This is a genomic window from Methanosarcina baikalica, from assembly GCF_031461075.1.
GTDB classification, from domain to species: Archaea; Halobacteriota; Methanosarcinia; order Methanosarcinales; family Methanosarcinaceae; genus Methanosarcina; species Methanosarcina baikalica.
The window spans coordinates 1-3,557 of sequence record NZ_JAVKPK010000120.1; the positions used below are offsets into that span (position 1 = coordinate 1).

Annotated in this window: 2 protein-coding genes; one reads left to right on the plus strand and one right to left on the minus strand. The window is 34.4% G+C overall.

Going from position 1 to position 3,557, the window contains the following annotated elements; translation table 11 throughout:
* The first annotated feature begins 940 nt into the window (after positions 1-940).
* Positions 941-1,375, plus strand: a complete 435-nt coding sequence (locus tag RG963_RS16170; RefSeq protein WP_310577309.1) for a hypothetical protein — start codon at positions 941-943, stop codon at positions 1,373-1,375.
* A gap of 656 nt (positions 1,376-2,031) precedes the next feature.
* On the opposite strand, the gene RG963_RS16175 is transcribed toward RG963_RS16170, so the two are convergent.
* The gene (locus RG963_RS16175) at positions 2,032-2,985 is read right to left on the minus strand and encodes a helix-turn-helix transcriptional regulator (protein WP_310577310.1); all 954 of its coding nucleotides are present in this window, start codon (positions 2,983-2,985) and stop codon (positions 2,032-2,034) included.
* Positions 2,986-3,557: the final 572 nt, after the last annotated feature.

Below are 3,557 nucleotides of genomic sequence, written 5' to 3' on the forward strand. Positions count from 1 at the left end.
ATAATACAAAACAGAAATAATTGAAAACGCATTAACAAATCGGAAATTTCCTGAAAAAAGTCAAGGCAGCAAAGTGTACTGCGACGATAGAGAGTTTTAAGTCTTATGCTACTCTTCTATGCCAATATTCTAAATAAAACTGCGTAAGTCCTGTACATTCAACAGTTGTAATAGCGTTTTTTATGCTTGTACCTTGAAACTCCAAATAAACAGATATATTACTTTATTTATACATATAAAGCTTTAAATAGGTCTAATAATTATTTACTACATTATTTATGGTTGTATATAAAATAAAAAGTTTAGAAAAACTTATTTTCTGAAATAACTCCCTTTTAACTCTTTCTGCCTTAAAATCAACTTATGCTCCAGGCAAGAAAATTCCTTAACCGATGGCCAATAAAGAATACTTTGAAGATACGATAGTATGTATGAATCACTTATCAAATTTGAAAAAACAAACGCGTCCCCTATTTTCGGGAAAAATGTAGAGAGATTTTTATGCCTGAGAGTTTCAGCAGCTCACTCTAAAAAATTGAAGTTTTAGGTGCTGTATAAGTGTTAAATGTGCTATTTGTAGATATATAAGGAATTAAAAATTTAAAAGCTCTTATTTTATTCATAATACCCTTTAAAACTCTTATTTTATTAATTAAATCATTTTAAGCTATTTTCTATTACAAGTATATTTATATTTAAGCTCGTTAATTTTAGAATTGTCAAGCCGCTGCTAGTCGGTAAGACAACGACAATTAGAATAAAAGTGAATTTCAGAAATTAGGATAAAAGTGAATTTCAGAACTGTCAACCGGCAGATAGCCGGGAAGACAATTTAAAAAACAAAACCGATGCTTTCAGAAACAAATCTAGAATCTGGAATTTATCGGTATTGATTTATTAGTATTAGTAGTGGTTTTAATAAATGTATGGAGTGGGGTATATGTTGAAAGTGAAAAAGATACTCGGTATTTTGCTGGCACTTTGTTTTGTACTGTCAGTGACTGTTGCGTCAGTGAGTGCAGCTCCGCAAAAGAATGAAAAGCAATGGGGCAACGATCAAAAGAAATGGGATAACGATCAGAAAAAGTGGGGCAACAATAACAAGAAATGGGATAACGACCGGAAAAAGTGGGGCAACGATAAAAAGAAATGGGATAACGACCAGAGAAGATGGGATAACGACCGGAGAAAGTGGGACAACGAGAAGAGGAATTGGAACAATAAGAAACACGGCAACGAGTACAACAGATGGTTTGCTCTTTACATGAAATGGTTTTTCAATTATAATAGATTCAACAATAACCATAAGAGATTCAACGACAATTATAATAAATTCCACGACAACTATCAGAGAAACTACGGAAACATATGGTGAGAACTAGCTGTAAATAAATTGATGATAATTCTGTCGCACACTCTTTTGGATTAAAGAAGCAATGAGGTTCTTTACTACTTCGGGAGTTTTGAGGGTCACGAATACTCCGTCCTTCAGGTCGGGGATGAAGTGAACCCTCGATGGCTTTTCTTTTTGTTCCTTATCTTTTCTTTCTGTTCCTTATCTTTTCTTTCTGTTCCTTATCTTTTCTTTCTGTTCCTTATCTTTTCTTTTTGTTCCTTAATTTTATCAAGCTTAGTTATATTGAGCCGTTGGAAATGCGACCGCTTAAACAATCAAACAATATATTAAGGAATCATAAAGGACACTGAAAGCAGAATTTAAATCATGTGGATTAAGGAAATCCAGGCAAATAAGAGTGCTTTATTTGAATAAATCCATTACGATGAGAGCGATGATACGAACGTGCCTCATTGCTTGCAGCGAGGTGCGCCGGTGCGATTTTGATTTAGAGACAATGATACAGTCGATCCCAAAACTCTAAATTTGCTTCTTTGAATCTCTTATTTTTAGTGCTCAACAGAGTTTCTGATCCTGAAAGCAATTCTAAATAACTCAAATGATTCTGAATAAAAGGGGTTTTAGGATCAGCTCATAAAGTAATGATAAAATGAAAACTTTAAGTCGCGTGGGTTTTAGCGCTCCTCATCTATTAGAATCAAAATATTCTCACGCCCATTCTTGAACTTCTTAATCAGTCCTCTCTTTTCTAGTTCTGAAAGCAGGAGGCTGACTTTTACCTCAGAATATTCCGACCTGCGACGCAGATCTTTTTGGGTAATCCGACCTTTATGGCCCCGAATTAAGTTAACTATTTCTTGTAAATCTGTAGAAAGAGGAAGCTTTTTTAGAGCAGCAGTTTCAATTTCGGAATTAGTGGCGGGTTCTATTATTGGCTCTGTTATTATTGGCTCTGTTACGGAAATAGCTTTTTCAATGTTTACGAATCCTGGTTTCACGCCCGAACCAGTGCTATTAGCGAGAATTTTTACCAAAAGCCCGGATATATCGAATTTTCTTTTCTGAAACATGCTTTTTTCAACCAGCTTGTGCTTTCTGGAAAGTTTATAGCCTCCACCGAGCAGAAGAAAAAGTGTAAGGGCTATTAGCAAGTAACTTATAGCTGATGAATCAGTCCTGGTTTGTTCTATGGGATTCACGCTATTGGGATTATTTATATTAGCTGCGATTGTTCCTGTTACCGGATTTTCGGATATGGGATAAAGCAGGAGATCGAATACGTAATTTCCTTCACCTTCAATCTTGAAAGTTGCTTCTTTTGAATAGGTGAGGGTGTTGTTCTGGTAATACTTGGCTGTAATAGCATAGTCCCCGGGCACCAATTCAAAAGAATAACTGCCGTTTTTTGCTACTATTGATTGAGGGGGAGTGGAATTTACATCAATAACAGTATCGTTTAGGGGTTCAAGGGTATCCCATAAATATGTTACCCCGTGAACCGTTGCACTGATGTTGCTGTCTGCTAAGAAAGGTACCCCTAAAGTAAGTAAGGCAGGTGCCCCTAAAGTGAGTAAAGTAGCAGTGCAAATAATGTAGAACCTCAGATTCATTTCTATCAGTAAATCCAATATTGTAAGTTGAGGTTATGGATTGCAAGTTGAGGTTATGGGGATCAGCTGCTAAAAATTGGCTAAAAATTGCGAGCACAAAATCTCTATATTTTCTCAAATATAGGAGATATGTTCGTTTTTTCAGATTTGGTCAATGAATCACCCCCATGATGCATTGGATTTTGTTATTAACTGGCCCGTTTCAAAATTGCTTCTGATAATATCAAATAATATATAATTTTGAAGCAAGCCCATTGAAATCTTTTTTCATGCCTGTAGACTCTTTCATTTTATAGCCTTCCCCAATCCCCATTTGATATCTGTTCATTATTGAGTCTATCAAGATCCATTATTTCAATCTTGATTATTAATAATTATAGGGTATTTTTATATAACCTACTTCACATCTGATTACTCAAACTATAAGATTCAAATAATTGCATATCAATTAATAATCCTGTATTTTTAATCATGTACATTAATTACTATTTTTACTTTAACGAATAAAACCAAATTGACCACGGCTACTGATCATAATTAATAAGTATATATAATAGATAAATATTTCGTTTATTATTTATTACTAGTGA